23 protein-coding genes and 1 riboswitch are annotated in these 25,854 nt (G+C 45.1%); of the genes, 13 read left to right on the top strand and 10 right to left on the bottom strand.

Going from position 1 to position 25,854, the window contains the following annotated elements:
* Positions 1-524 precede the first annotated feature (524 nt).
* Entirely contained in the window at positions 525-743 is a 219-nt protein-coding gene (locus R7070_RS07000; protein ID WP_025768615.1) for a VF530 family DNA-binding protein, read from the bottom strand.
* Between the two features lie 132 nt (positions 744-875).
* On the opposite strand from R7070_RS07000, the gene R7070_RS06995 reads away from it, so the two are divergent.
* Positions 876-1,799 carry a LysR family transcriptional regulator gene (locus tag R7070_RS06995; protein ID WP_318141173.1) on the top strand — a complete coding sequence of 308 codons (924 nt, stop codon included), beginning with the start codon at positions 876-878 and terminating at the stop codon, positions 1,797-1,799.
* On the opposite strand, the gene R7070_RS06990 is transcribed toward R7070_RS06995, so the two are convergent.
* Positions 1,796-2,086 carry a putative quinol monooxygenase gene (locus R7070_RS06990; protein ID WP_017820150.1) on the bottom strand — a complete coding sequence of 97 codons (291 nt, stop codon included), beginning with the start codon at positions 2,084-2,086 and terminating at the stop codon, positions 1,796-1,798. The genes R7070_RS06995 and R7070_RS06990 overlap by 4 nt on opposite strands.
* A 69-nt stretch (positions 2,087-2,155) precedes the next feature.
* Positions 2,156-2,809: an oxygen-insensitive NAD(P)H-dependent nitroreductase NfsB gene (locus tag R7070_RS06985; protein WP_005384588.1), complete on the bottom strand. Its 654-nt coding sequence runs from the start codon at positions 2,807-2,809 to the stop codon at positions 2,156-2,158.
* A gap of 167 nt (positions 2,810-2,976) precedes the next feature.
* On the opposite strand from R7070_RS06985, the gene R7070_RS06980 reads away from it, so the two are divergent.
* Together R7070_RS06980 and R7070_RS06975 are read left to right on the top strand one after the other, a co-directional pair.
* Complete coding sequence (locus R7070_RS06980) at positions 2,977-4,440, top strand: helix-turn-helix transcriptional regulator (protein ID WP_193837785.1); 1,464 nt, start codon at positions 2,977-2,979, stop codon at positions 4,438-4,440.
* A gap of 128 nt (positions 4,441-4,568) precedes the next feature.
* On the top strand, positions 4,569-7,226 hold the full coding sequence (locus R7070_RS06975; protein WP_256900231.1) for an alpha-amylase family glycosyl hydrolase: 2,658 nt from the start codon (positions 4,569-4,571) through the stop codon (positions 7,224-7,226).
* An 85-nt stretch (positions 7,227-7,311) separates the two neighbouring features.
* Here R7070_RS06975 and R7070_RS06970 read toward each other — a convergent pair whose 3' ends face one another.
* Positions 7,312-8,469, bottom strand: coding sequence for a D-alanyl-D-alanine carboxypeptidase family protein (locus R7070_RS06970; protein ID WP_005462693.1), 1,158 nt, complete (start codon positions 8,467-8,469; stop codon positions 7,312-7,314).
* A gap of 210 nt (positions 8,470-8,679) precedes the next feature.
* On the opposite strand from R7070_RS06970, the gene R7070_RS06965 reads away from it, so the two are divergent.
* A complete protein-coding gene (locus tag R7070_RS06965; protein WP_132936264.1) occupies positions 8,680-9,975 on the top strand; it encodes an alpha/beta fold hydrolase in 1,296 nt (431 codons plus the stop codon).
* Between the two features lie 456 nt (positions 9,976-10,431).
* Positions 10,432-11,412, top strand: a complete 981-nt coding sequence (locus R7070_RS06960) for a rhodanese-related sulfurtransferase (RefSeq protein WP_017634441.1) — start codon at positions 10,432-10,434, stop codon at positions 11,410-11,412.
* 68 nt (positions 11,413-11,480) lie between these two features.
* On the opposite strand, the gene R7070_RS06955 is transcribed toward R7070_RS06960, so the two are convergent.
* The gene (locus R7070_RS06955; protein ID WP_017634442.1) at positions 11,481-11,786 is read right to left on the bottom strand and encodes a DUF6482 family protein; all 306 of its coding nucleotides are present in this window, start codon (positions 11,784-11,786) and stop codon (positions 11,481-11,483) included.
* Positions 11,787-11,894: 108 nt separating this feature from the next.
* On the opposite strand from R7070_RS06955, the gene R7070_RS06950 reads away from it, so the two are divergent.
* The 3 genes from R7070_RS06950 to gbpA all read left to right on the top strand — a co-directional run bounded on the left by R7070_RS06950 (position 11,895) and on the right by gbpA (position 15,891).
* Positions 11,895-13,376 carry a cryptochrome/deoxyribodipyrimidine photo-lyase family protein gene (locus R7070_RS06950; RefSeq protein ID WP_225477312.1) on the top strand — a complete coding sequence of 494 codons (1,482 nt, stop codon included), beginning with the start codon at positions 11,895-11,897 and terminating at the stop codon, positions 13,374-13,376.
* Between the two features lie 80 nt (positions 13,377-13,456).
* Entirely contained in the window at positions 13,457-13,957 is a 501-nt protein-coding gene (locus tag R7070_RS06945; RefSeq protein WP_005374896.1) for a fasciclin domain-containing protein, read from the top strand.
* Positions 13,958-14,228: 271 nt separating this feature from the next.
* Positions 14,229-14,329: riboswitch (cyclic di-GMP riboswitch) on the top strand.
* Positions 14,330-14,427: 98 nt separating this feature from the next.
* On the top strand, positions 14,428-15,891 hold the full coding sequence (gbpA, locus tag R7070_RS06940; RefSeq protein WP_017634444.1) for an N-acetylglucosamine-binding protein GbpA: 1,464 nt from the start codon (positions 14,428-14,430) through the stop codon (positions 15,889-15,891).
* A 52-nt stretch (positions 15,892-15,943) separates the two neighbouring features.
* Here gbpA and R7070_RS06935 read toward each other — a convergent pair whose 3' ends face one another.
* Positions 15,944-16,816, bottom strand: a complete 873-nt coding sequence (locus R7070_RS06935; RefSeq protein WP_017634445.1) for a patatin family protein — start codon at positions 16,814-16,816, stop codon at positions 15,944-15,946.
* Between the two features lie 190 nt (positions 16,817-17,006).
* Entirely contained in the window at positions 17,007-17,648 is a 642-nt protein-coding gene (locus R7070_RS06930; RefSeq protein WP_005374889.1) for a MarC family protein, read from the bottom strand.
* Positions 17,649-17,843: 195 nt separating this feature from the next.
* Between R7070_RS06930 and nfsA the strand changes: the two genes are divergently transcribed.
* On the top strand, positions 17,844-18,566 hold the full coding sequence (gene nfsA, locus R7070_RS06925; RefSeq protein ID WP_318141172.1) for an oxygen-insensitive NADPH nitroreductase: 723 nt from the start codon (positions 17,844-17,846) through the stop codon (positions 18,564-18,566).
* A 69-nt stretch (positions 18,567-18,635) separates the two neighbouring features.
* Here nfsA and R7070_RS06920 read toward each other — a convergent pair whose 3' ends face one another.
* Positions 18,636-19,529: a hypothetical protein gene (locus tag R7070_RS06920; protein WP_017820140.1), complete on the bottom strand. Its 894-nt coding sequence runs from the start codon at positions 19,527-19,529 to the stop codon at positions 18,636-18,638.
* 458 nt (positions 19,530-19,987) lie between these two features.
* Between R7070_RS06920 and R7070_RS06915 the strand changes: the two genes are divergently transcribed.
* From R7070_RS06915 to R7070_RS06905, 3 genes are all read left to right on the top strand, one after another.
* Positions 19,988-21,106: a polysaccharide export protein gene (locus R7070_RS06915; RefSeq protein WP_017820139.1), complete on the top strand. Its 1,119-nt coding sequence runs from the start codon at positions 19,988-19,990 to the stop codon at positions 21,104-21,106.
* A gap of 129 nt (positions 21,107-21,235) precedes the next feature.
* Positions 21,236-21,676 carry a phosphotyrosine protein phosphatase gene (locus R7070_RS06910; RefSeq protein ID WP_031780905.1) on the top strand — a complete coding sequence of 147 codons (441 nt, stop codon included), beginning with the start codon at positions 21,236-21,238 and terminating at the stop codon, positions 21,674-21,676.
* Between the two features lie 51 nt (positions 21,677-21,727).
* Positions 21,728-23,896, top strand: coding sequence for a polysaccharide biosynthesis tyrosine autokinase (locus R7070_RS06905; protein WP_262649568.1), 2,169 nt, complete (start codon positions 21,728-21,730; stop codon positions 23,894-23,896).
* A 65-nt stretch (positions 23,897-23,961) separates the two neighbouring features.
* Here R7070_RS06905 and R7070_RS06900 read toward each other — a convergent pair whose 3' ends face one another.
* Together R7070_RS06900 and R7070_RS06895 are read right to left on the bottom strand one after the other, a co-directional pair.
* Positions 23,962-24,333, bottom strand: a complete 372-nt coding sequence (locus R7070_RS06900; RefSeq protein WP_017634450.1) for a hypothetical protein — start codon at positions 24,331-24,333, stop codon at positions 23,962-23,964.
* Between the two features lie 7 nt (positions 24,334-24,340).
* A complete protein-coding gene (locus R7070_RS06895) occupies positions 24,341-24,649 on the bottom strand; it encodes a monooxygenase (RefSeq protein ID WP_005374871.1) in 309 nt (102 codons plus the stop codon).
* A 109-nt stretch (positions 24,650-24,758) separates the two neighbouring features.
* Here R7070_RS06895 and R7070_RS06890 point away from each other — a divergent pair, with 109 nt between their 5' ends.
* Positions 24,759-25,649, top strand: coding sequence for a LysR family transcriptional regulator (locus R7070_RS06890; protein WP_033906667.1), 891 nt, complete (start codon positions 24,759-24,761; stop codon positions 25,647-25,649).
* Positions 25,650-25,854 lie beyond the last annotated feature (205 nt).

The following is a 25,854-nucleotide window of genomic DNA, read 5'->3' as shown; positions in this document are numbered from 1 at the left end:
ATAAAGCCATGAATAAACTCAATACAATCTGAGAGTAGATTCTGAATCACGCTCGTTCCTCGCGGTTCAGAATGACGATTCGAGTTTGGCTCTGATCTCTACAAAACCATCTAAAAAAGCGATTCCAGAAGAACCTAAGTGAGTCACTCGGAATCTCGCTTTAGACGTATCAGCAGAGCGACTCTTCCAGCCTACGCGATAAGAAAAGCTGCGTCATTCTAGCGAGACTAAGAATCTACTTGCCTCTTGCTGCAGACCATAGAACCATGAATAAACTCAATGCAATCTGAGAGTAGATTCTGAATCACGCTCGTTCCTCGCGGTTCAGAATGACGGTTCGAGTTTGGCTCTGACCTCTACAAAACCATCTAAAAAAGCGATTCCAGATAAACCTATGTGACCATCCGGAATCTCGCTTGAGACGCATCAGCAGCGCGACTCTTCCAGCCTACGCGATAAGAAAAGCTACGTCATTCTAGCGAGACTTAGAATCTACTTACCGCTTGCTGCTGGACATAGAGTGATTAGCAAAACGTCTCAATATACAGCGCTTCGACTTTGTCTCTTGCCCATTGCGTTTTACGCAAAAACTTCAGAGAAGATTTGATCGACGGATCTTTCTTAAAACAGTTCACTCGAATGCGCTCATACAGGCCATTCCAACCAAAGTGTTCAACTAGTCGGGTGACGATTTTTTCTAAACTCAACCCGTGAAGTGGGTTATTCGGCTGCTGTTGGCTCATGCTATTGATCCGGTAAAGTGAAGTTTCGCGCTAATCTAACTCAAACTCGCCGTGCAACCTAATGTTTTAACCTTGAATTGGCCTACGACTCTCCCCTATAGTAGCCCAAACTTCTTAAAAGCCCTTTTCATTATGAAAGCCCTCAACGACCTCAATATTTTTGTCGAAACCGCGCGCCAAGGCAGCTTTTCAAAAGCCGCTAACAGCATGGACATGACACCTGCCGCCATTAGCGCATCGATTAAGCGTCTTGAAGGGCAAATCGGTTTCCCACTGTTTGTGCGTTCCACCCGAAGCCTGCGTTTAACCTCAGAGGGCGAACTGTTTTTAGACAAAACCACGCAAGCGTTGGCAACATTGCAAGAGGGGTTGGATCAGATCTCAAGCGCGCGTGGCGAGTTATCTGGTCAACTGCACATTACTGCACCCTCCGATTTTGGTCGCAATATGTTGCTCGATTGGGTGGATGAGTTCATCGGTCTCTACCCAAATGTTTCCATTAAACTAGAGCTGTCCGATAGCTTGACGGATATGTACACCAAGCCTGTCGATATTGCGATTCGCTACGGCGAGCCGGCCGACTCCAATCTGGTCGTATTGGCATTATGTGGGTCAAATGAACGGATATTATGTGCATCGCCAGAGTACGTAGCTACACATCCAGAACTCGCCTCTCCTGCCGATTTAACGCAACACAACTGCTTGTGCTACATGGTCGCGGATTCGGTCTACAACAAATGGACGCTCACGCGTGGCAGCGAGAAAGAACAAATCGTGGTCAGCGGTAACTTGTTGAGCAACGATAGTGACTTGCCACACCGGTTAGCGATCAAAGGCAAAGGCATTGCGAATAAATCATTGATGGACATCAGCCGAGACTTAATCGAGGGAAGATTGGTGCGAGTGTTACCAGAGTGGGATTGCGGCCCAGTGCCGCTCTACATGGTGTGCGCCGATCGTCGATTATTGACGCCAACGATTCGGACTTTCCGCGACTTTATCCAACAAAAATGCTGCCAGCAACGCGCCAACGTGCTGGTAACCTTCTGTAATTAGGCGATAAATCGAAGAGGACGAATCTGGGTATATTCAACCCAATCATTCTCTTCCAATGTTTCAAGAAACGTCGCCATATGCGGGCTTTGCAAATGCTTATCCAAGGCCTCTTGCGATGCCCAGATTTCTTGGAACATAAATAGGCCTTCAACTTTCTCGTCGAGATACAACTCGTATTGGCAACAGCCTTCTTCTTTGCGAGTTGGCTCTAGTAAACCAGAAAGCAAATTCGCCACCTGATCCTTACGGTCTGGATAGGCTTTCACTTCTGCGACTAAGTGGATCATCGTTTTATCACTCTTTTGCGATTTATATATTGATTACGGGGTTCTACGTCACCTGTAAGTAAGCTCGAATTAGATCTCGGTGAATACGGTTTCTGCGTCCCAGCGAGACTTTGGCGTTTTCGCGTTGAAGTCATCTTCCGCGTGGTAGCCAAGCGGCACGATTACAACGCTAGTGTAACCTTTTTCACGCAAGCCAAATTCTTCATCCAGCACTTTTGGATCAAACCCTTCAATTGGCACTGCATCAATTTCTAACGTCGAAGCCCCCAACAGCAACGTACCCACGTTGAGGTAAACTTGTTTCTCCATCCAATGGTTCGCATCTTTCAGATCAAAACGGTGCATGTTCACAAAGTAGCTACGACCACCGCGTACAGCCGCTTTCGCTTCTTCAGTTGGGAATCGGCCATCTTTTTCTTCTTGCACCATTAGCGCTTCAATGTAGTCGTTATCAATGCCTGTTTTCGCACAAAACACCAATACGTGAGAAGCGTTGAGAATCTTCGCCGCGTTAAATGCGTAGTTCTCTTGCGCCGCTTTAGCGATGCGCTGTTTGCCTTCTTCTGTGCTTGCCAGAATGAAATGCCAAGGTTGAGAGTTCACACTCGATGGACTAAAACGAATCAGCTCTTTAACTGCATCGATTTTTTCTTGAGATAGCTTGCGCGTTGGGTCAAACACTTTCGTTGAGTAACGAGATTTTGCAGCTTGTACGATATCCATGAGGCTCTCCAATTAATGAGTTTAAGCTGAGTAACAGCATAACCTCATGAGATAAAGGGAAAAACCGATTTCGATTAAAAACATTTTCAAAATAAATTTGAAAATAAAACGATAAGAAAGGCTTTGAGCGTTCTCACTGAACTTCTTCATCTTTTCGGCAATAATGCATGTTTGCTCGCAACCAAACTCAACTCATGCTGCCTCAAGATAACGTTATTACATCCTTTCTGTGCAAAAAGCTCGGTCACAATCACCTTCGAATTGCCGGCGAATATTGGCACATTGAGAAGTTGGTGGCCTTGCAATGCATGATGTTGAAAGAAGCGCCTAACCTCCAAGAAGGGCTGCTTTGGTGGAGTAAAAGTGTCTCATTATTCGACCGCCGTTTGTACGTCACATTTCAACATGGTGATGCCCAAATCCATCTGCAAGTAGAATGCAGAACAGCCGATATGCCAAATTGGGCGGAGTCGGTGTTTGGCTTGCTCAAAATGCAGTTGGAGATGCTTGAGCTAAGCGAATCAATACAGGTACAAGTTCACGCCAACAATCCACTCACGGCCGATATTTTTCTAAAGGAAACGCGAGATTCTAAAACGAGTTCAAGCGTGTTTGAACTGGTGAAACATGTTTATTTGCTACTTTCTCACCAGCCAATTGAACAACCCGAATTGCTGAGTGTTTTGAACGCCTTGTTCATCAAAAACAGCAATTACGCGCTCAAGTTAGAGCAAGCGGCAAGGCAACTGGGCGTCTCCAAACGCACCTTGCAACGTCGACTGCAAGAGAAGCAAATGAGCTACTCTCAATGCGTTGATTTCGCTAAAAGAAAGCAAGCACTCACTTTGCTTGCCGACACCCAACTCACAACGCAGCAAATCGCCTATCAACTTGGTTATGAAGAACCTTCGAACTTTCACCGCACTTTTCGTCGTTGGTATCCGTTTTCACCCATGCAATATCGCCAGCAGTGCTTAGATAACCGCACTCATCTCAACAACCAACCCATCCGCTTGTACTACGCCAAAGCGAATACTTTAGCCGATAACGACATTGACCAACCCGTCGGTAAAATCTGGATGGAAGTGGATAATATTGCGTTTGAAAAAGTGGTCTCAGTTGAGTGTCGAGACCGTGATGGCACGTGGCGTCGCTACCCAGCCTTCTTCGAGCGTTTTTTGAATAATGGCACCGAACTATGGGCGACAACAGAGCTTCCTGTCGCACATCCACTGACCTTTAGACTGTGTTATGAAGTCGATGGTGAGCGCTACATTGATAACAACCACCAGCGTGATTACGTGGTCTCCAAGGGGCTTTTAATTGGCGCAACGGAATACATTGTCCCGACAAAACAACTTATCCAACTCGGTACACAGTACACCTTGTTTGTGGAACTCGCATGTAGATTAAAAGACGTGGCGAAGATCGATTGCTACGTGGGTGATGCGCCAGCTCCGCACACAATGAGCCAAACTCAGAATGCAGAAGATTACACATGCTGGGCGCTACAACTTCCCCTCACCCAAACGGCTAAACAGTGTCGATTTCGACTCTATGATCATTCTGGTAATGAGTTAGCCAAAGACCATTACCCGATTCAATACCCAATTATGCAACCACTCAGTTAAATATGTAGCACAGTTCAAATTCAGCACTTCGTGACATCATTCCACGTCTTTTTTGGCGTGAGATGACACTCTCAATTTCAAACCTTTGCTTTATCGTTTCTGCATGCTGCATAACGGAGGCAAAAACTGTGTTTGAAACTCTACCTAACCCAATGAATAAAATAAAAATACTTCCTTTAGCGATCGCTCTTGCTCTTTCTGGCTGTGGAAGCGACGAAACCACACCAGTCGATACAGGCAGCCACGTGGCATCTCCTGATTGGCAAGATCAAATCATTTACTTCCTGATGATCGACCGTTTTAACGACGGCGACAGCGCTCTTAATGATCAAGGGCAAAACGAATTCGATCCGACTTCGGATAAAAAATTTAGCGGCGGCGACCTCGTTGGTGTGAGTGATAAGTTAAGCTACATCGAAGATCTCGGTGCCACATCGATCTGGATTACTCCGCCAGTGGCAAACCAATGGTGGGATGCAGAACAAAACTACGGCGGCTACCACGGGTACTGGGCGCGCGATTTCCAAAAAGTGGATGAGCACTTTGGTGACATGGAAAGCTACCAAGCGTTAGCACGCGAAGTGCATGCGCGTAACATGTTCTTAATTCAGGACATCGTGACCAACCATGTAGGCAACTTCTTCACCTACGATGATCCTTACAGTTATGATCCAAGCCTACCTTGCCAAGGCTTCCGTTTGATTAAAAATACACTACCCGCCGGGCAAGAACTGCCGTACCCACTCAACATGAACGAGTGTAAAACAGACGGCACAGGCAGCTACCACTGGACACCAACCATCACCGACCACAACGATCCGGTACAAGAAAAAACCTGGCAGCTCTCTGATTTGGATGACCTTAATACGTCCGATCCTGAAGTACGCGCTTATCTAAAAGAGAGCTACCGAAAATGGATTCGCGAAGTCGGCGTCGACGGATTCCGTATCGATACGGTGAAGTTTGTTGAGCACGATTTCTGGAACGACTTCCTGCACGCCGACGATGGTGTGATGACTCAAGCGGTTGATACCGGTCGCGATAACTTCCTGACCTTTGGTGAAGTATTCGAAACATCTACGCCTTACCACACCGAAGGCGAAGAGAAGATGCTGACTTACATCGGTGAAAGTGGCTCGCCGAAACAGCTAACCTCGGTACTGAACTTCCCATTGCAAGCGACCATGACGCGCGTATTTGCATCAGGGCAACCGACCGACTATTTACGTTTCCGTCTTGAGAAAATGATGGACATGTTCCCAAATCCATACATCATGCCGAACTTCATTGATAACCACGATATGCCACGTTTTCTATCGCAAGGCAGTGTCAACGATATGAAGCAAGCTCTGATCACAATGATGGCGGTACCGGGCATCCCTGTGATTTACCAAGGTACAGAGCAAGCGATGTCAGCGGCGCGTGATGCGATGTTCGCCGGAGGGTACCGTGAAGATGGCAACTACGTAGACTCATTCGACCAAAACAGCGAGATGTACTTGTTCATCCAAGAGCTTGCTAAGTTACGTACCGAAAACAAAGTCATGACACGCGGCGAAATGAAAGTCATTGGCAGCGATAAAGCTGGTGCAGGTGTGTTCGCCTTTACCCGCACTTTGGATAACGACGAAGTCTTAGTGGTAATGAACACATCTAACTCCCCAATGTTGATGAACCAACTCGATGTAGAGCAAGCGGGCGGCACCGTCTTCCAACAACAAATCATGTCGAATTGGGCGGACGCTCCAGAGCAGTTAATCGCCGATGAAAACGGTCACGTAACCCTTGAGTTGCCAGCCAAATCAGCAGTGATTTACTCAAAAACAAGCAGCAATCAATCTGTAGATACCCCAGACCTCAACATCCAAATAGCGCAGGATTGGGAAGGACAAACCATCACTGGTGATATTGTTATCGCGGGTAGTGCGAACGCCAACGAGAAGTTGAACCTCGTCGTCGATGGTAACTTGGAAACAGCGCAAACCATTACTGTAGGTGCTGATGGTCAGTTTAGTGTCACGCTGTCGACTCGTCATTTTGCGATTGGCGAGCAACAGCACCGCTTCGCGATTTATTCCACCGAGAAAAAAGCAGGCATCGAGGACGTGAATTTTGTCTCCAACCTAAGCTGGTCAAACACGCCGGACGACACCATTGATGACGCAGGCGATGCGCAAGATGGCATGGGCGGTCCTAACGGTAACTACTCGCTACCAACGGATCCAACGTTCGATAAAGATAACAGCCAACTCGCAATCAACAAAGCTGAGGTATTTACCGTCGGCAGTAACGTGCGCTTGACCTTCACTATGGACAAGATCACCGATACTTGGTTGCCACCAAACGGCTTTGACCACGTTGGTTTCACCATCTTCATTGATTTACCGGAAGAAGCGGCAACCAACCTAACGGAACTGCCTAAAATCAACGCTTCTATGCCAAGCGGAACATGGAGTCGCAATGCCGTGGTCTTCGGCTGGCAAAGTTCGATTTACAACACTCAAGGCGCAAACGCGACAACATGGGGTGAAGCGGTGACACCAGCACCAATGGTCACGGTAGACAAAGCCAACAACACCATTTCGATGGACTTTGCTAGCGATGCACTAGGCCGCCCAGATTCGCTCGATGGTATCCGCTTCTATGTCACGACTTGGGACTTAGACGGTCTTTCAGCAACTTACCGTCCGCTAGAGCAAGACAAAGGCCCTTGGAACTTCTCCGGTGGCGCATCGGATGAAAGTAGGATTTGGGACGATTTACCAATCATCACCTTGTCGGAATAAACCGTTAAATAAGACACCGCCCAGCGTTATAGCAGGGCGGTCATCAACAAAAGAATGCAGAAAGACACTTCTGCTCGTTTTTATTCTAGTTAAAGAACGATTTCACCCACAGCACCAGACTGTCCCAAAGCTGACCGAACCACGAGCCCTCTTCTACCGCTTGGCTGCTGACCAAGGGATAACTCGCCACGGTACTGTCATCGCTTTTCCAAACGACCTTACCAATCTCATCTCCTTGCGCGATCGGCGCAATCAACGGTTCATTTAACACCACACTCTTATCAAGCCCAGCCGTCATTGAACGAGGCAGAGTGAGATAGGCATCTTTAGCAAAGATCGCCTCAACTTGATTGGTATTTCCCTTCCAAACGCGAACTTTAGACTCAACTTGGCCTTGCTTAGCAACTTGCTTGGTGTCATAAAAACGAAAACCATAGCTGAGTAGATTCTTCGATTGGCTGATCCGAGCCTGTTTACTTGGCGTGCCCATCACCACCGAGATAAGGCGCATTCTTCCTTCTTTGGCCGAGCTCACCAAGCTGTATCCGGCATTGCTGGTGTAGCCGGTTTTGCCCCCGTCGACATCAATGGAATTGTCCCACAACAACTTATTGCGGTTGTACTGCGTAATGTCGTTCCACTTGAAGACTTTCTCGCTGTATAGCGCATACACATCGGGAACATCGCTGATGATCGACTGCATGAGTTTTGCCATATCGGTTGGTGAGGTTTGGATGCCATCACTATCAAGACCATGGGAGTTCACAAAATAGGTGTCTTGCAGTCCTAATTTCTCCGCCCAACCATTCATCAAGGCGACAAAGCCGCGTTCACTGCCTGCAACGTGCTCAGCCAGTGCAACGCACGCGTCATTTCCTGATTGGATGATCACACCGCGCATTAAGTTCGCAACACTAATTTCATCTTTCGGTTTGATGAACATTTTAGAAGAACCGGGAAACTTGGCCGACCACGCGTTTTCGCTCACGGTGACAACATCATCCCATTTCAAACGCCCCGCTTTGATTTCTTGTCCAACTACATAAGCGGTCATCAACTTGGTTAAACTCGCCGGAGCAAGGCCTGCTCGCCCGTTATGCTCGGCAATAATGGCACCGGATTGAAAGTCCATTAATACGTAGCCTTTTGCCTGTAACTGAGGTGGGTTGGGCGTAACAACGGCAAAAGTAGGTACGCTTATTAAACAAGTCACAATTGTCCATCGAGCCAGTGACACTTTCATCCGACTTCCTCCATGCTCTTACTTTGTCGCAACTCTATTGAGCATAGCTCACTCAACCAGTTGCACCAGTCGCTAATCGTTTCATTTTCTTGAACTTACATTGATTTGACCAAGGTATGGAACTGAAGAGGCAATTGGGAAATAGCATTGGTTCTTCGCGCCATTCGCAGTAAAGTAGCGCTACCCCTCAATAAGGAAATAAAGATAACAATGAACGCTCAATCATTTATCGACGCAGGATTGCATTACACTCCCCACAGTTTTACCGTTCCTCTGGATTACCAAGACGCGAGCAAAGGCACCATTGAAGTCTTCGCCCGTGCGGTTTGCCTAGTTGGCGATGAAGAATCGACCAAACCTTGGTTGGTTTACTTTCAGGGCGGACCTGGCTTTCCCTCTCCGCGTCAAAACGGCAATAACGGCTGGGTAAAACGCGCGCTGCAAGAGTACCGAGTTTTGCTCCTCGACCAGCGCGGTACGGGCAATAGTTCGGTGATTAATCATCAGACTCTGGCTCATTTCACACCGCAGCAACAAGCAGACTACTTAAGCCACTTCCGCGCAGACAACATTGTTCGTGATGCGGAATACATTCGTGAGCAATTTGGCGTCGAAAAATGGGCGATCTTAGGTCAAAGCTTTGGTGGTTTTTGCTCCCTCACCTATTTGTCTTTGTTCCCAGACAGCTTGCTACAAAGCTACATCACAGGTGGCGTGCCATCAGTCTCGCGTCATGCCGACGATGTGTATGAAGCCACTTTCAAACGCACCATGGAGAAAAACCAAGCGTTCTTCCAACAATTTCCCAATGCACAGCAACTTTGCCAAAACATTGCGAATCACTTGCTAGAAAATGAAGAGTACCTACCAAATGGTCAACGCTTCACGGTGGAACAATTTCAACAAATCGGCATCAACTTTGGTGTGAGTGATACTTTCTTACCAACTTACTATTGGCTAGAAAGCGCGTTGATTGAAGTGAACGGCAAACCACAACTTCGTTATGAGTTCTTAAACGATATGTTGGCGCAGCAAAACTTCCAAACCAACCCGATCTACGCCATTTTGCATGAATCGATTTACTGCCAAAGCTTCGCGTCGAATTGGAGTGCGCACCGCGTTCGCCAAACCCGATCAGAGTTTAATTATGAATCTGGCAAGCCATTTTACTTTACGGGGGAAATGGTCTTCCCATGGATGTTCGACCAATACGTTAACCTCAAACCACTAAAAGACGCCGCAGAAATATTGGCAGCGAAAAAAGATTGGACTGCGCTGTACGATCAAACACAACTGGCTCAGAACAAAGTGCCTGTCAGTTGCGCCGTTTACGCCGATGATATGTTTGTTGAAATGGATATCAGCCGAGAGACGCTCGCGTTAATACCAAACTCAAAAGCGTGGATCACCAATGAGTACGAGCACAACGGCTTACGTGCCGACGGTGAACGTATTCTCGACAGGCTCATTGCCATGGGAAAACAGACCGCAGCTACGTTGAAATAAGCACGGCAGACGTTAGAAAAACGCCTTTTCAGTATGTGGTGAAAAGGCGTTTTATAGCGGTTTATGAACAATGGCGATCAGTCATTCACTCTTTGTCCCTAAACCTTTGTCCCTCACCACCTCATGTATAAAACTGCGACATGTCCTTTCCTTGTCAATGACTCCGGTGATTACTTGGTGCTTCTTGCGCCTAACTTTTTTGAAGGGCCCAAAACAGCATAAATTTAAACCAAAAGTATCGGCTCCAACCTACCTAACTCACTATAATTAATGATTATAATTTGAACACATAGCGGCTTCACCTGCGGACATGCTCCCCCTATCAAAGACCGCCAGGCCCCGCCTACTCATAATATCCGTATAATTTGTCCGTATTTCCGACTGGTTTAGTCAGGTATACTTCGTGCCGCTAAAATTTTAAGGTCGTTGACCACCTGTATTTTTAAAGGAAACCTCATGAGTCAGTATGTAGTTTGTGCGCTGTACAAGTTTGTTGAGCTGAATAACTATCAAGAGCTACGCGAGCCATTACTTGCGTTGATGGAAAAACACCATATTCGCGGAACATTACTACTGGCAAGTGAAGGTATCAACGGTACTGTTGCATCTGATCGTGCAGGTATTGATACGCTACTGGAGTGGCTAAACAACGAACCTCGTTTGACTGGCACCGTATACAAAGAGTCGTATTCTGAGACCCAGCCATTCAATCGCACCAAAGTGAAACTGAAAAAAGAGATCGTAACATTAGGTGTTGAAGGTATAGACCCTCGCCACGTAGTGGGTACTTACGTGAAACCTCAAGAGTGGAACGATCTTATTGCTGATCCTGAAGTGTTTGTTGTCGATACACGTAATGATTACGAAATCGAGATCGGGACATTCAAAGGCGCTGTAAACCCAAATACTGAAACCTTTCGTGAATTCCCAGACTATGTAAAAGAAAACATGGACCCGGCAAAACACAAGAAAGTTGCGATGTTCTGTACCGGTGGTATCCGCTGCGAAAAATCAACGGCTTACATGAAAGAACAGGGCTTTGATGAGGTCTACCACCTAGAAGGCGGCATTCTTAAATATCTTGAAGAAGTTCCTCAAGAAGAGAGCATGTGGGAAGGCGATTGTTACGTATTTGACGGGCGTGTTGCAGTGAACCACCAGCTAGAAAAAGCAGATTACGATTTATGTAACGCTTGTCGTCTACCGATCACTGAAGAAGACAAACAGTCAGAATTGTTCGAGCAAGGCGTGAGCTGTCCAAAATGTCACGGCACACACTCAGAAGAACAAATTGCTCGATTCCGCGAGCGTGAAAAACAAATTGTTCTTGCAGAGCAGCGAGGCGAGCAGCATGTTGGTGGTGAAAGTGCCAAGCAAAGAGAAGCCCGACGTGCCGCTAAGTACGCGCAAAAAGAAGCGCAGCGTAAACAAGACTAAGCCTAACTCTCCTTATATTTAGCGAGCTGCCGTAAGGTGGCTCGCTTTTACTGCGCACCAATACTCTTTCAATACAATTTTGTATCCCTCACCAATACCTCTAGTTGATTGTCTCTTTTGCCTTCGGGTAGCCCCACCATTTCATCATAAGCACTTTGATGCACTAGAACCTGCTTATTTGCTTTGATATTCCTGCACTTCTTTTGCATCTCGATCAGGGAATGAGCCCTCAAAAAGATACCGTTGTCATCAGTGATAAATTGCGCTTCTCCATCAATCACAACAGATGCCTGATACAATGCGAGATCAAGCGAATGAATGACCAATTTGTCCACATAGAAGTATTTTTGTAACTTACTCAATGCTATTGCCATGTGTCACCTCCCTAAAAGTTATCTCTACGTTTTGTGGAATAAAACCGATCATTGGATGAGATTTCTTCGGTTTACTTGCGTACAACATCGGAAACAAAGAGGATTCCGATGCAAACAATCAATGTCGTGTGGTTAAAGCGAGATTTAAGGCTGACTGACCATCAACCACTAACTCAAGCATTATCAACAAAGCACCCAACTGTGCTTTTGTATATTGTTGAACCATTGCTATTGAACAACCCACACTATTCTGAGCGCCACTGGCGATTTGTTTGGCAATCACTGCAAGACATGGATGAAACGCTCAAAGCGTATGGGCATCGAATCACGGTGCTGTTTGACGATGCCTTAGCATGTTTCCAATCAATTCAAGCGCAATATCAAATCAACGCTGTTTTTTCTCACCAAGAAATAGGACTCAACTGCACCTTTGAACGAGACCGACAAGTTGCCGCTTGGCTGTATGAGCAGAACATCGACTGGTTTGAATTCGAACACGGTGCTGTAATCAGAGGTGCAATAAACCGGCAAGGTTGGGACAAACATTGGGACTCTGTCATGAGAGCCTCAATAAGCCCTATTGAGCTCCAAACCGACTTATTGCATTCATTGGATGCAGAAGCTCTCGGCTGTTCGTTTTCGCCACCATCATCCTGGCTATCAAAATGCAAAGGAATGCAAACGGGAGGAAGCCGGCTCGCTTGGAAAACACTAGAGGACTTTTTCCATCGTCGAGGTCGTGATTACTATCGAAGCATTTCTAGTCCCACAGCCTCACGCACAGCCTGTACTCGACTTTCTCCATATCTCGCTTGGGGTAACATATCCTTGCGTGAAGTGTATCAATACCTTTTGAAACACTGGCAAGTCGCTGGGTTTCGTCGCAGCTTAATTGCATTGTCTTCACGGCTTCATTGGCACTGTCACTTCATCCAAAAATTCGAATCGGAATACGACATGGAGTTTTACTGCGTTAATCGGGCTTACGAACCATTGATTAAACAAAGTAGTACTTTCGATGAAGAAAAGTTAGCAGCATGGAAATCCGGGCATACTGGCGTACCTTTGATTGATGCCTGCATGCGCTGTTTGCACCACACTGGTTACATTAACTTTCGCATGCGTGCCATGCTGGTTAGCTTTCTTACTCACCACATGAACATGGATTGGCGAGTAGGTGTAACGCATTTAGCGCAACTGTTTCTCGACTTTGAGCCTGGAATTCATTACCCACAATTCCAAATGCAAGCAGGAGTAACCGGGACTAACACAATCCGTATTTATAATCCGATCAAGCAAGCCCAAGAACATGATCCTAACGGTACGTTCATCTACAAGTGGGTACCTGAGTTACAAATGGTTCCTCCCCCTCTTTTATTCGAGCCCTGGACAATGACCCAGATGGAAGCTGTCATGTATCAATTGCAGCCAGATAGCCGTTACCTTGCACCTATTATCGCACCAGACAATGCAGCTAAGGCAGCAAGAGAGCGCTTATGGACGTGGCGGAAACGAGCTGATGTGAAACAAGAAGGCAGACGAATTCTTGCGCGACATGTTAGACCCTCAAAAGAAAGTAGGACGCGATGATCATCTTTCAATCACGATGCGTACAAATGCAAACACACTCCAGGGAACCCGTTGTACCCTCAACTAGTAAGGAACACATTATGTTCAAACGTATCTTAGTTATCGCGGCGACACTGATGGCGACATTATCTTTTATGCTTCCCGTTCAGGCTCATGAGCATGGCATGATGAAAGCCGATATTGTCGACGTTGCCGCTGAAAATGGCTCTTTCAATACGCTTGTTGCTGCGGTGAAAGCAGCGGGCCTGGTTGACACTCTCAAAGGGGAAGGCCCATTTACTGTTTTTGCACCAACGGATGACGCTTTTGCAAAACTGCCAGACGGCACAGTCGACATGCTCTTAATGCCGGAAAACAAAGACAAGTTAGTATCTGTTTTGACTTATCACGTCGTCCCAGGGAAAGTGATGGCTGCCGATGTTGTTAAGCTAGACAAAGCGACTACGGTTCAGGGGCAAGATGTGATGATTAAAACCATGGGCGATAAAGTCATGGTTAACGATGCAAATGTCATCGCAACCGATGTGAAAGCTAAAAACGGTGTCATTCACGTGATTGATACTGTCATAATGCCGAAATAACACCATCCAGAGGGCGGTACACTCCGCCCTTTAGACAGAACTTCTTCCACCCTTAGCACGATTCCTCTCCATTTATCCCCAACAAACCTCCACTCATTCTCCATGATTATTAATAAGATAAAAACAAAATTAAAATCAATATCTTGCAATACGATACTGCATAATATTGACGAGGTTAAGATATCGTATCTTTCAATTTGAGAACAGGATTCCATGTCAGTGACGTTTACTTTTCCACATGTAAATTCTTAAGCTAAATTTTGGCTGCTCAATCACATTTCGGCAAACCATTCGAAAGGGTGGGACGCAAAGCTTCCGGTCTGTCAGCATTTAAAAATCTAAAAGAATGCTCATGATAGCGGGGTTACCATGACTCAGTGTTACAGAAGTCCAATTTCTGTAGCGTTGCTTTATGCTCAGCATGCGCCGGGGTGTGACATTAGTTTGTCAGTCATAACAGAGGACATGTGATGAAATCATTTCCAACCAAATCCGTACTCGCGTTAGCACTTGCAAGCATTAGCTCAGGTGCTGCGGCTCACGGTTATGTATCAGAAACCAATGGTGGTGTCGCTGCAAGTCGCTCGGCACTATGTAAGTATCCATCGCCAGATACTAACGAAAAAAATAATAACTGCGGTGCGATTCAATATGAACCGCAAAGCGTTGAAGGCCCTGATGGCTTTCCCGAAACAGGGCCTCGCGATGGTAAAATAGCGAGTGCCGAAACCGCTTTAGCAGCTGCCCTTGATGAGCAAACTGCCGACCGTTGGGTAAAACGCCCTATTCAAGCAGGTACACAAACTTTTGAATGGACATTTACCGCTAACCACGTGACGCGCGACTGGAAATATTACATCACCAAGCCTGATTGGAACCCAAACGCTTCACTATCACGAGACTCTTTTGATCTAACTCCTTTCTGTGTCGTCGACGGCAATATGGTTCAACCCCCGAAACAGGTAAGCCATCAATGTAATGTGCCTACTCGCGAGGGATACCATGTCATCCTGGCAGTATGGGATGTTGGCGACACTGCAGCCTCATTTTATAACGTGATCGATGTGAAATTTGATGGTGGCAGTCCCGTTATTCCAGATTGGAAGCAAGGCGGTCAAATTATTCCTACAATGGATTTAAATATTGGGGATTCGGTTTATACACGCGTATTTGATCAAGCAGGTGAAAACGTGGCGTATAGAACTGAACTAGAAATTACCGATGCAGCAATGGGCCAAGCGAAAAACTGGTCTTACGCACTCGCGACTAAGCTAAACCAAGAACAAGCAAAACTGCAAGCCGGGCAGTATGCAGAGGATAAATTCACTCCTGTTTATGGTACTAATCCGGTGTATCTGCAAGCAAATAGCGGCCTTGAGCGAGTAGAGATCGGCTATAACATTGAAACTCCTGTTCCAGAATACTCACTCACAGTAGATGGCTTAGCAGACGAGTATATCATTGAGTCAACACCGACAACGTTGGATCTGACACTAACTGCTGAAGGCGATTTAAATGCAGAACTCACCGTTTACAATCACCATCGCGAACCACTTGCAAGTTGGGCAAACGAAATGAAAGACGGCTCGGTAGAGGCGATATCGCTCGCTTTAAGTAAATCGGAGCCGGGTCACCATATGCTCGTAACACGTATTAAGGATAAAGATGGCAACTTGGTGGATCAGCAAACACTCGACTTTCACTTAAAAGAAGAGTCAGTTACTCCACCACCATCTGATGAGTACGATTTTGTCTTCCCTGAAGGACTATCTAGCTACACGGCGGGCACAAAAGTGCTTGCCAGCGACGGGGGCATTTATCAATGTAAACCTTTCCCATACTCTGGTTACTGTATGCAGTGGAAAGAAAGCGCAAACCATTACGAGCCTGGAATAGGTTCACACTGGGAGATGGCTTGGGATAAAGTCAACTAAATCACCCTTTGAACGTTATGCAAAAGAGTCTCACTATGAGGCTCTTTTATAATCAAACGCAAAAATGACAATTTTCCCGGTCTAAACCATGAACACCAGATAAACTAGTGAGATGCGCTCGCCCCTCAATCAGTCCCATTTCATACCCTTCTAGTAAAACGGATTGTCGCATTGATAAGCGCTGAACATGAAAATTATCTGGTGGGGCAATTACCCTAACATGTGTTCCTGGTGGAGGGTTACGAATAAACTCTAATGATTGATTATAGTTATCTGCACGTCTTAACATCGCATCCGCCATTTTGGGGTGCTCCGCAAACAGTTTCTTCATCAGCCATGTGGTCTTAACTGGCTTTTTGGCATAATTCAGCGGGTGAGAGAGTACTACGGTTATGTCGCGAGCCCCTCGACGATAAGCTTCACGCACTGGGATAGAATCAGCGACCCCACCATCGGTATAACAACCACCAGAAAAACAAGGGGTATGCTTGTAGGCAATCGGTAATGCTGTTGTCGCTTCAATCGCATGGTGAAAATTATCACGTGTCACGCGATAGTAATCTGCCTGCCCTGTATCTACATTTGTTGTCGCTGCGAGAAAAGGAACGCCATTAAACAGTTTATTTTCATCGACGGGATACAAGCGATTAGATTCTTCAAACAACCACTTCACATCGATGAGGTCCCCACCTTTAACGAAGCGAGTCGGGTCAAAAAAGCGTTTGCTTGTGGCCAGCTTAGTAATGACGTTAATACTGCGATGCGGGTAGTCGGTCAAATACCCAATCAAATTTGATGCACCAGCAGATACACCGATTGCAAAATCAAACGGTTTATAACTCTGCTCTAAAAACGCATCTAACACTCCGCTTGCGAAGACGCCTCGCATCGCGCCACCTTCTACTACAATTGCTTTTGTTGCCATATTTCCCCCATTCTCCTTGCCAAAAGAGTAATGAAATTCGTGCAATCACAACAATTGAATATTCTTATTATTGAAATAGGTGAAGTCTATTTATTTCTCTCTTAGAAAATGAAAACTAAAGTTCAAAAAATCCGTACCCGTTAGAAATGTAATTGCGGGCTTAACCAAGGTGGCAAGGTCTAAGAGAAATCTAGGAGAAAACCGTTTTATAGGCTTCGCCCGCGCCATCAATAAACATTTGAGTACCAATAACCGCTAGAATTAAGCCCATCATTTTAGTCACAACATTTAGAGCACTTGGTCCAACCGCTTTGACCAATTTGTCTCCAAACAAAAACAGTACATAGGTGATCACACAAAGGACAGCGAAAGAAACGATAGTAATAATGGTTTGATCGAAACCACCCGCTGTCGCAAAGTTCATCGCGGTAGCAATCGTTCCGGGCCCAGCTAATATTGGCATCGCCAATGGAGACACTGCAATACTCAATGCCGCCCGTTGCTGAGCTGGTGAATACGCCTTCTCTTTGGTTTTCTGATGCGTCGAATCACCTTGAAGCATGTTAAAACCTATCAAAAACACCAAAATACCGCCTGTTATTCGCAATGCATAAAGCGTGATACCAAACAAATCAAAAATTAACTTACCGGCAATAGAAAATATCGCGATGATAATAAATGCAATAAAGACTGAGCGGAGCGCAATGGAACGGATGGTTTCTTTATCTTCATCAGCAGTTAAACTCAAAAAGATGGGGATATTGGCGATAGGGTTCATGATGGCAAAGAAGCCCATAAACACCGTAACTGTATGAACAATGAGTTCTTTCATATTTTCCACTGCATTTAAATTATTGATTCTAAAAACAGTATATACGCTCTCAAACAGAAAGAGTGGTGTATTCTCGATTCGCCTTCACACTTATGCGCCAAGCATTGTTTTTCTTTTGAGATAGTTTACCGACTCATCAAATGTCGCTAAGGTGAGTCTTCAGCCTTTACACGTAACAGGGGATGTTAAGTCACCATGAACAGCACGATTCAAACAATTCTCAATCACCGCTCAATTCGAAAATTCACCTCACAACCGATTGAGAGCGAACAATTAGATGCCATTCTTCAAGCCGGCCTTGCGGCGTCCTCATCAAGCATGTTGCAAGTCGTTTCAATTATCCGCGTGACCGACAAAGAAAAACGTACACTATTAGCTCAATATGCCGGAAATCAAGGGTACGTTGAAAGCGCGGCTGAGTTTTTGGTGTTTTGTATTGATTACCAGCGCCATGCCAGTATCAACCCATATATTCAAGCTGATTTTACCGAGTTAACACTAATAGGCGCTGTAGACTCGGGGATCATGGCACAAAATTGCTTGCTTGCGGCGGAGTCGATGGGACTAGGAGGCGTGTATATTGGTGGTTTACGAAACAATGCCCCAAAAGTAGACGAATTATTAGGTTTACCTAAAAATACCGCCATTTTATTTGGTATGTGTCTTGGTCATCCAGATCAAGCCCCTGAAGTAAAACCTCGCCTACCTAAGCATGTCGTGGTGCATGAGAATCAGTATCAAGACCTAAACTTGGATGATATTCAGACGTATGACCAAACCATGCAAAACTACTATGCAAACCGTTCGAGCAATCAAAAACAGAGTACTTGGTCGCAAGAAGTCACCAGTAAACTGGCTGGCGAATCACGTCCGCACATCCTGCCTTACTTAAACAGAAAAGGGCTCACTAAAAGGTGATGACTACAATACGATAGGATCAAAAAAGGCCTCTGAAGAGGCCTTTAGAATTTATCAGCAAAAACTTGCTTAGTTACCGCCTGTCGCGCCAGTGCCTGGACCCGGTGGATCTTCAGGTTCAATTGGCTCACCGACTTCCGCATCTGGGATTTGTGGTACTTCAGGTTCGATATCTTCTAGTGGAGTGTCGTTATCAATAGCCTCTTGTACATCAGCAACAACTTTCTGAGTATCTTCAGCTGGAATCGTTACGTAGATAACATCACCCGAATCATTCTCAGGATAATTTGGGTTCGCCGCGATTACATCTTCTGTTATTGCTTTTGCAGCAACAGCTACAGCTTCAGGCGAAGCTGTTGGGTTCGCTTTGATGATATCTGATACAACGTTTGCTGTTGCAACTAGCTGAGTAGCAAGTGCGCTGTTACCACCCTCACTACCAAGTCCTGCTACTACAGATTCTGTATCACGAAGGATTTCGTCAACTGTTTTACCACTTGCATTGATATCGATACCCAAATTCTCGAATACTTTTTCAGCGATATCAGAAGAGTATACTTCACCATCTTTTAAAGAGTTAGCAACCAAAGTCGTAAATGGAGAGCCTGTTACCAATGAATCCGTCTGGGCTAGGCCTTGAGGGATTTTGTAGTCAGATGTAATAGGTTTACCATTTGACGCGTCTTTACTATCTTCTGTGTGCGTTAATACGAAAGCACAATCACCTGGCGCATTTACAACGTTGATATTTTCAAAACGCGCTTTACCAACCATACCTTCATAGTTTGTTGTATTTTCAATAGCGTCGTATGTCTCACCACCACATACTGCTTGAACTTTCATGCCGATAACAGCTGGGTCATAAGCCTGAACTGAGTATCTTTTTACCTCAGGATCGCTGTCACTACCACAACCTGCTAGTAGGACTGCTGCCACACTTGCCGTTAAAAGTTTGATTTTCAAAATTAGCTCCAATATTTGTTGTTATATCCGACCGCAACAGGAAGCATAACGGCAGTTGCATATAGTGTAAATAGGATGCATACAACTTTGGCATGAGTTTTTTCACATTCTTGCCTGTTTGCTTGTGCAAAATCATGCATTCATCTCATTAACGTTAAATAGACACAATTTTGTCATGTATTCGTCAGTATTTTTTCAAGTAACTTGTTGCCTTTATTGCAACCAGATGGATAATAGTTGACTATTTTTTGTGGGTCGGATTTTCACACCTTCATTAATGAAACTAAGAGCTCTAAGTCGCTAGCAGCCATTTGGAGTGTTTATTACACAAATAATTCTGAATGGACTCGCTTTCTAAAGGCTTAAAACTGCAGTAAATCATCAATATTGATGAAATGCAGTTCAATTAGAATGAATCAATTTCAGTCGGCAAACTTTCTTTCGGTAGTTATAAACCAATGAACACATTTAATAAATTTTTGGGGATATCAGTACTTCCTATCCTTCTTACAGGGTGTACTTTGCCTGGTAGCCACCTTTCGGTCAGTGACAAAACAGTCATGAGCACTGAATCGAGTGATATAGAGTCTCAGGTTACCGTTTATCCCTTAACTTTGGAGCGCGTAACGTCTTTAAATTCAGTGGACCCTTTTTCAAAACCAAACCCAGAGTTAGATATTGAAATCGCAAAATATGAATACGAAGTAGGACCTGGCGATATCCTAAATATCACTATTTGGGATCACCCAGAGCTAACGATCCCAGCGGGCTCATACCGAAGCTCAGCCGAAGCGGGTAACTGGGTGCATTCGGATGGCACGATCTTCTACCCTTACATAGGTGTCGTACATGTTGAAGGCAAAAACGTACGTCAGATTCGTGCAGACATTGCAAGCCGCCTTGCAAAATACATTGAGAGCCCACAGGTCGATGTAAGCGTTGCGGCATTTCGCTCTAAAAAGACTTATGTAACTGGCGAAGTTAACAAGCCAGGACAACAACCAATTACAAACATCCCCCTTACACTTCTAGATGCTGTGAATAGAGCTGGCGGACTGGCTGCCGAGGCTGATTGGCGTAATGCGACACTGACACGCAATGGCGTTGTTGAAAACGTCTCTTTGTATGCTCTGATGCAACAAGGCGATTTAACTCAAAACCGCCTTCTAAAGCCTGGCGATATTGTTCATATTCCTCGAAACGATGCGCAAAAAGTATTTGTTATGGGCGAGGTTAACGATCCGAAATTACTCAAAATTGATCGTAGCGGCATGAGCCTTACTGAGGCTCTTAGCAGCGTTGGTGGTATCAGTGAAATCTCCGCAGATGCTACCGGTGTGTTTGTCATCAGACGTTCAAAAGAAGAAGCTAAAATGGCGGACATTTATCAGCTAGATGTTTCTGACGCTTCTGCTTTGGTGATTGGTACTGAGTTTGATCTCAACCCTTACGACATAGTCTATGTGACGGCTGCACCTGTTAGTCGTTGGAATCGTGTGATTGCTCAGCTCGTTCCAACCATTTCCGGCTTTAATGAACTAACTGAAGGTGTACTACGAGTACGCACTTGGCCGTAAAACAACGTGCCGCAAGAAAATTATCTCTTGCGGCACGTAATCGATAGCTACTCAGCTCAATTGCGCAATATAAAGAAACCAGCAATTCAGTTGAGATCATAAGCATACAACTTAAAGTAGGGTAAGCATTTGTTTTCTAATATTCTTGTCGTCTGTGTCGGTAATATTTGCCGCTCTCCAACAGGAGAGCGGCTTTTGCAGTCTTTACTACCAAACAAACATGTCGCATCAGCAGGAATCGCAGTAGATAAGAGCCATCTAACGGGAAAAGCTGCTGACGAGATGGCAACCACTATCGCGAACGAACATAGCGTAAGCTTAGATGGACACGAAGCACGACAATTAACACCTGAGCTTTGCGCTCAATACGATCTGATATTGGTTATGGAAAAAGGTCATTTAGAAGCCTTAACCAAAATCGCTCCTGAGGCACGAGGTAAAACGATGCTGTTTGGACAGTGGATAAATGAACAAAACATCCCTGATCCATACAGACAAAGTAGAGAAGCTTTCGAACATGCATATACGCTTATAGAAAAAGCAGCAAAAGCGTGGTCTCAAAAACTATAAGCCGCAAGGCTAAATAAACGCCAATGGCAAGGTATTTAAGAAGTTAAAGTAATGACAACACAAACTATTAAGCAATCACGTCAAGCCGACGATGAGATCGATTTGGGAAAGTTATTTGGGATCATTCTCGATGCCAAATGGCTCATTCTATGTACCGTAGTCCTATTTTCGATTATAGGCGTCGGCGTTGCCATTCTATCAACACCTATCTATAAAGCTGACGCTCTTATCCAAATCGAAAGTAAGAGTTCAGGTGGTATTTCAGCGATGGTTGGTGATATGGGAGAGCTGTTTTCAGCAGAATCATCAGCGACAACAGAAATAGAGATCATCAAATCTCGTATGATCTTGGGCGGTACTGTTGATAAGTTCAACTTAACGACTGTCGTTTCTCCAAACTACATGCCAATTATTGGTAAAGGCCTAGCTCGACTACAAGGTGAGCAAGTCAGTCTGAGCGTTTCACGATTTAATGCTCCTTCTTACGCAGTTGGCGTTCCTTTAACTCTTGAAGTTATTGATTCTGAAAAACAGACGTTCAGGCTCTTAGAAGATGACAATAACGTCATTTTAGAAGGTAAAGTTGGTGAACTGCTTGAGAAGAATGGATACCAATTTTTGGCGACTGAACTTGTGGCTCAAACTGGTGACTCATTCACGGTCAGCAAAATCAGTAAATTAGATGCAATTAATAAACTTCAAGAAAACTTATCGATTAGCGAACGTGGTAAGCAAACCGGGATTATATCTTTAAGCTTCTCTGGTGAAGACCGCGCTAAGATTCAAGATATCTTGAACGACATTAGCCAAAACTACTTCTTACAAAACGTTCAAAGAAATTCTGCAGAGGCAGAGCAAAGCCTCGAGTTCTTGAAAGGTCACCTCCCAGACATCAAAACAAAACTGACCGCTTCTGAAGACGTTTTAAATCGATTCCGTCAAGAAAATGAATCTATCGATTTAGGCCTTGAAGCTCAGTCAACGCTGAAAGTAATGGTTGAGTTAGAAGCACAGCTAAATGAGCTTACATTCAAAGAAAGTGAGATCAGCCAACGCTTCACACAGGATCACCCAGCTTATAAGTCGCTACTTGATAAACGTGAAACACTACTAAAAGAGAAAGAACGTCTTAATAAACAAGTTCAAAAGTTACCGAAAACACAGCGTGAAGTTCTACGTATGACACGCGATGTAGAAGTAAACCAACAAATCTACATCCAACTATTGAACAAGGTTCAAGAGCTCAACATTATTAAAGCCGGAACAGTTGGCAACGTTCGAATCTTAGATAACGCTCAATCTTTCTCTAAGCCAATCAAGCCGAAAAAAGCGCTTATCGTTGTGCTAGCAACACTGCTTGGCGGTATGGCAGGCGTGGCTTTCGTATTAATTCGTGCAGCATTCCACCGTGGTGTGGAAACACCAGATCAAATTGAACAGATTGGCATGCCAGTTTACGCAAGCGTTCCAAAATCTATTCAACAACTGGAATTTGCAAACAAGCTTAAGCGCAACAAAGGCAGCAACAATGAGCTAGTCCTTCTAGCGGAAGCTAACCCAGCCGATCTTTCCATTGAGGCTCTACGTAGTCTTCGCACTAGCTTGCACTTTGCAATGATGGAAGCGAAGAATAACGTTCTTATGATTTCAGGTCCTGCACCATCTATCGGCAAAACATTTGTATCGACCAACTTTGCGGCCGTCGCTGCGAAAACCGGTCAGAAAGTGCTGCTTATTGATGCGGATATGCGTAAAGGTTATTTGCAGCAATGCTTCGGTCTACGCTGGGACAACGGTCTTTCTGATTACTTGAGCGGTAAGACATCCCTTAGCAACATCATTAAATCTACATCCATTGATAATTTAGATGTTGTGACTCGCGGCCAAGTACCACCAAATCCGTCAGAACTTCTTATGCACCCTCGCTTCAAGAGCTTTGTTGACGAGATGTCTGCACAATACGATCTAGTCATCATCGATACGCCGCCTGTACTCGCAGTTACCGACCCAAGCATTGTTGGCGCGCTTGCAGGAACAACTCTGATGGTCGCTCGTTTTGATCAAACGACTTTGAAGGAGATTGAAGTCGCGCAAGGTCGCTTCGAGCAATCAGGCGTTGAAGTTAAAGGTGTGATTCTCAATGCAGTTGAGAAAAAAGCATCTAACTCATACGGCTATGGATACGGCTACTATAACTACGCGTACAAAAGCGAATCATAACTTGAATTTAGATCGCTAATTAAACCAAATATGACAAAGCCCTGCTAGAAACAGCAGGGCTTTTTCTATTGCACTCTTAGTTGCTTGTACGTAATCAAACTAAGCAAGACAAAGAATATTGGGTCACTCCAACCAAAACCGACAAATACTCCGATAATGCCGGCATAGGTAGTAATCACTGCCCCTAAGCCATTAGTAATCAATAATGCTTTAAACAGCTGTTTCGCAGTATGCCCTGATTCCACATTACGTAACATCAAACTCACCGCTGCGATTCCACCTAAAAAGATCGAAGTATGCTGCGATAAAAACAGCGCGTACTGGTCGTTAATTTGTACTCCATACATCGGCCACATTATGGTTGGTACAAAAAACAACGCAAAAGCGAATACCGTATATACGACACCATGAACGGTTAGAAAAGTGCGGTTGGTCATCATCTCCTTATCCTCTAATAGGCCCTTGATTGAGCGTCGTTAACGGCACATTGATATCGAAAATTTGACCTCGTACTTCGACTACGCCCATTTTTCGTAAGCGTGCGGCATGCATTTCGAGATAAGCTTGCGCCGTGGCTTCATCTTCAAAAAGATAGATACCACCACCGAGTTTGTCTTTTTCGCTTTCCGTCCAGATTTTCCAAATCATGCCCGGCTCTTGGTTAATCGACTTAGCTAAGTCGACCAGAGCATTCGACATCTCGTCACCAAACGGACCATGAAATTCAAAATCAACTTGCAATAATTTCGCCATCTTGAGTCTCCTCTTCTTATTGACTCGTTTTCGATGACAAGATTATTACCTTTATAAAACTGACAGAAAAGTTCATAATTTCGCCATTAACTGTCTAAAAAATTGACTCATGAGACTAAAAACGACCTTAGAACAATGGCAAACGCTACAAGCGATTAATCAAGAAGGCAGCATTCAATCCGCAGCTTTACTGCTCAACAAGAGCCATACTACATTGATCTACTCGGTGAGGAAGTTAGAAGACCAACTTGGTATTCAACTCATCGAAGTACGAGGGCGCAAAGCGGGTTTGACAGAGCACGGCAAAACCATACTGCGTCGTGCACAATCCATGCTTGAACAAGCGCGGGAACTAGAAGTCATCAGCGAGCAGTTAAAAAGTGGGGTGGAATCTCAAATCACGGTCGCAGTAGATCATCTTTGTGACCCTTGTTGGCTTTATGCACCACTCAGTCAATTTTTGGAGGACAACAACACGACCTCCGTTCAAGTGGTTGAAACGTCACTGAGCAAAACAACCGAAATGGTCGTAAATGAGCTCGCTGACATCGCAATCATCAACTTACCGATAACCAACTACCCTGCCGAAGCATTTGGCGTAACAACCATGCTGCCTGTAATCGCAGCACACCATCCACTCGCTAAAAAGCCGCATGTTTCCATCGACGATTTTGCAACCACCAGCCAAATTGTCATCCGTGACTTAGGTGATTCAGACAAAACGAAAAGAGATGTGGGTTGGTTACGCGCACGTCAGCGTATTACCGTCGATAACTTCGACCACGCTTTTCACGCCGTAGAGCAAGGCGTTGGGTTTTGTCGGCTACCAGCGCACTTAGTCTCAGCCCGAAAGAGCGATAAAATTAAAGTATTGGAGCTCGAACACTCCCATCAATATCAAGTTGCGCTGCACCTCACTTTGCCCAAAGGAGCCAAAAGTGGTCCTGCGACTCAAGCGCTTTATCGTATTTTACTCAAAAGTGTAGAAACTCGAGTCTAGCAACAGTGGTATTGAGTTGAATCGCTAGTGTTATCGCCTATTGATTCTCCCTAAACATAGAGAAACGGCCATTTTGTGACGCTACACTCTCACAAAAGGTTGCACGAAGGATAGCGACCACCTACTATCACTCTGCTCATGCCTAAAGCACCCAACACTCGCGGAAAGAACTCGGTTCACGGCAATATCCTCACCTGCTTGGTTT

Origin of the sequence: Vibrio sp. 1557, from assembly GCF_033340175.1 — a bacterium.
Lineage (GTDB): Bacteria > Pseudomonadota > Gammaproteobacteria > Enterobacterales > Vibrionaceae > Vibrio > Vibrio alginolyticus.
This window is presented reverse-complemented; position numbering and strand designations above follow the sequence as displayed.